The following is a 3,434-nucleotide window of genomic DNA, read 5'->3' on the forward strand; positions in this document are numbered from 1 at the left end:
GATCTCGAACCCGATCGTGTCCCCGGCGCGCAGGCCGAAACCGTAACCCCACAAGATAAGCGCGGGTCCGGTGTCGCGGGGCGGGGGCAGGGGAGCGCCGGCCAAGACTGCCTCGAAGCGTGGCACGGTGGCGGTGAGCCCGGCGTCGAGCCATCCGCTCGGCCGATAGGTGATGGGTGCGGACCAAAGTGTCTGAGTTGCATTGGTGGCGCAGGCGTCCTGTCGGTCAGGGGCGAACGGATCGATCACCATGTCGTCGTGGCGCAGCGAGAGATGCAGATGCGGGAATTCCGCTTGGCCCGATTGTCCGACGAGGCCGAGCGCGTCGCCCGCCTTGACCTGATCGCCGCGGGTCACGGAGATGGAGCCGTCGCGCAGGTGGCAATATTGGGTCAGCCAGCCGTTGCCGAGGTCGATGACGATCCCGTTCCCGCATTCCTTGCCTGCAACTCTCTGGCCGCTGGCATAAGCCCCGTCGGGTTCGCCGTCTCGGGTGGCGACGACACGGCCCGGGGCGGCGGCGATCACCTGCACGCCCGCCTGCATCTGCGCTTCGGTCAGCAGCGCGAAGTCAGTGCCCTTGTGGCCATCATAGGTCAGCCTGCCGCAACCCGCATCGCGCACGCCGGGGCTGGGGTCGCGGTCGACGTAGTTCTGGATGTAGCAGTCTTGGCCAAGCGTGCACTCGACGGGCATTTGCAGCTTCGGCGCGTCGGATAGAAAAGTCCCGGCCATGCAGGGCAGGGCCGGGATGAGTAGGCTTATCAATACCGCGCGGAGCACGGTCTAGATCATTCGGCGGTCAGCAGGCGCGGCTTGGAGCCGGAAATCCGCTTCTTGCCCGGTTCCTCGACCTTGATGACGATCTTGTCGTCCTTGATCGAGACCTTGGCGACGCCGCCCTTGGTGAGCTTCCCGAAGAGCAACTCTTCGGCGAGCGGCTTCTTGATATGCTCCTGAATGACCCGGCCCAGCGGACGCGCGCCCATCTTGTCGTCGTAGCCCTTCTCGGCGAGCCAGTTCGCGGCGGCCGGGGTGAGCTCGATATGGACGTTGCGGTCGATCAGCTGCGCTTCGAGTTGCAGCACGAACTTGTCGACCACCTGCAGGATCACCTCGCGCGGCAGCGGCGCGAAGCTGACCACCGCGTCCAGACGGTTGCGGAACTCGGGCGTGAAGGTCCGCTCGATCGCGGCCGTATCCTCGCCCTCGCGCCGATCGCGCCCGAAACCGATTGCGGTCTTCGCCTGTTCGGCGGCGCCCGCATTCGAGGTCATGATCAGGATCACATTGCGGAAGTCGACGGTCCGGCCGTTATGGTCGGTGAGCTTCCCGTGATCCATCACCTGCAGCAGGATGTTGTAGACATCCGGGTGCGCCTTTTCGATCTCGTCCAGGAGCAGTACGCAATGCGGGTGCTGGTCGACGCTGTCGGTCAGCATGCCGCCCTGATCGAAGCCGACATAGCCCGGAGGCGCACCGATCAGACGCGAGACCGCGTGCTTCTCCATGTATTCCGACATGTCGAAGCGCATCAGTTCCACGCCGAGCGTATCGGCGAGCTGCTTGGCGACCTCGGTCTTGCCGACGCCGGTCGGCCCCGCGAAGAGGTAGTTGCCGATCGGCTTCTCCGGCTCGCGCAGACCCGCACGGGCCAGCTTGATCGCGGAGGACAGCGTCTCGATCGCCTTGTCCTGACCGAACACGACGCGCTTGAGGGACTTCTCGAGATCCTTGAGCACCTCGGCATCGTCCTTCGAGACCGATTTCGGCGGGATCCGCGCGATCTTGGCGACGACCGCCTCAATCTCTTTTGGGCCGATGGTCTTGCGCCGCTTGCTTTCGGCCACGAGATGCTGTGCCGCGCCCGCCTCGTCGATCACGTCGATCGCCTTGTCGGGCAGCTTGCGGTCATGGACATAGCGCGCCGACAGTTCCACCGCCGTCTTGATGGCGTCGTTGGTGTAGCGAATGTCGTGGTGCTTCTCGAAATAGGGCTTCAGACCCATCAGGATCTTGATGGAATCCGGCACCGAAGGCTCGTTCACGTCGATCTTCTGGAACCGGCGGCTCAGCGCGCGGTCCTTCTCGAAATGCTGGCGGAACTCCTTGTAGGTGGTGGAGCCCATGGTGCGCAGCTTGCCGCCCTGAAGCGCGGGCTTCAGGAGGTTCGAGGCATCCATCGCGCCACCCGAGGTCGCGCCGGCCCCGATCACGGTGTGGATCTCGTCGATGAAGAGGATCGCGTCGGGATGCTCTTCGAGCTCCTTCACGACAGCCTTCAGACGCTCCTCGAAGTCGCCGCGATAGCGGGTGCCCGCGAGCAGCGCGCCCATATCGAGCGAGTAGATCGTCGAATTGGCGAGGATTTCCGGGGTTTCGCCGCGCGTGATCTTCAGCGCGAGCCCTTCCGCGATTGCGGTCTTGCCCACGCCGGGATCGCCCACCAGAAGCGGGTTGTTCTTGCGGCGGCGGCAGAGCACCTGAATGCAGCGCTCGACCTCATGCTCGCGCCCGATCAGCGGGTCGACATCGCCCTTCTCGGATTTCGCGTTGAGGTTCACGCAGTATTTCTCGAGCGCGGAATCCTTGGCTTCGGCCTGGGTCGCGCCTTCGGCCTTGGCTTCTTCCTCGGCCCCCGACACCGGGCGGGTCTCGCCGAACTCGGGGTCTTTCGCCACGCCATGCGCGATGAAGTTCACCGCGTCGTAGCGGGTCATGTCCTGCTCTTGCAGGAAGTAGGCGGCGTTGCTTTCGCGTTCCGCGAAGATCGCGACGAGCACATTGGCCCCGGTCACTTCCGAGCGGCCCGAGCTTTGGACATGGATGGCCGCGCGCTGGATCACGCGCTGGAAGGCGGCGGTCGGCACGGCTTCCGAGCCTTCGATTTCGGTCACGAGGGTGGACAGCTCATCGTCGATGAACTCCACCAAGGTCTGGCGCAATTCGTCGGTATCGACGGCGCAGGCCTTCATCACCCGCGCGGCGTCCGGCTCGTCGATCAAGGCGAGGAGCAGGTGTTCTAGCGTCGCGAGTTCATGCTTTCGGGCATTGGCGAGCGCCAGCGCCCCGTGGATTGCCTGTTCGAGCGTATTGGAAAACGACGGCATTATCTGCTCCTTTCCTCGGAGGGCGGCGCGGGAGGATACCCAGCCTAGTGTTGCCCTATAAGATTAAAGTTCGGTGGAAATCGCCGCGCTTCAAGTCTTTTCATGCCCAAAATCCGACCGGACTCCGATTCGTGCGGAAAAAACGGTCATTTAACGGGCGCGACGGTGCAGGGATACCGATGAGGCGCGCAATATCTTGGGGGGTTGCGTGTGACCTCTCCCATATGGGGAGGGTTTTCGCGCGTTCAAGCGTATTGCCGGTTACTTGGGCGACTCGCCGCGGCTTTCAGCGGTGTCGTATTGCGTATCCTCATAGACCGGCGG

2 protein-coding genes are annotated in these 3,434 nt (G+C 63.9%); both read right to left on the minus strand.

Features of this window, described 5'->3' with window-relative positions; all coding sequences use genetic code 11:
* Positions 1-783, minus strand: a 783-nt coding sequence (locus tag B3D39_RS05800; RefSeq protein WP_286789500.1) for a M23 family metallopeptidase, incomplete at its 3' end; no start/stop codon positions are given.
* 8 nt (positions 784-791) lie between these two features.
* Positions 792-3,110 (minus strand): ATP-dependent Clp protease ATP-binding subunit ClpA, encoded by a 2,319-nt coding sequence (gene clpA, locus B3D39_RS05805; protein ID WP_078519409.1) that lies wholly within the window; start codon positions 3,108-3,110, stop codon positions 792-794.
* Between the last annotated feature and the right edge of the window lie 324 nt (positions 3,111-3,434).

Source organism: Thioclava sp. UBA3469 (genome assembly GCF_002378135.1).
GTDB classification, from domain to species: Bacteria; Pseudomonadota; Alphaproteobacteria; order Rhodobacterales; family Rhodobacteraceae; genus Thioclava; species Thioclava sediminum.

Coding starts and splice junctions, on each gene's coding strand:
- clpA (WP_078519409.1), bottom strand. CDS start 3,110: ATGCCGTCGTTTTCCAATACGCTCGAACAGGCAATCCACGGGGCGCTG.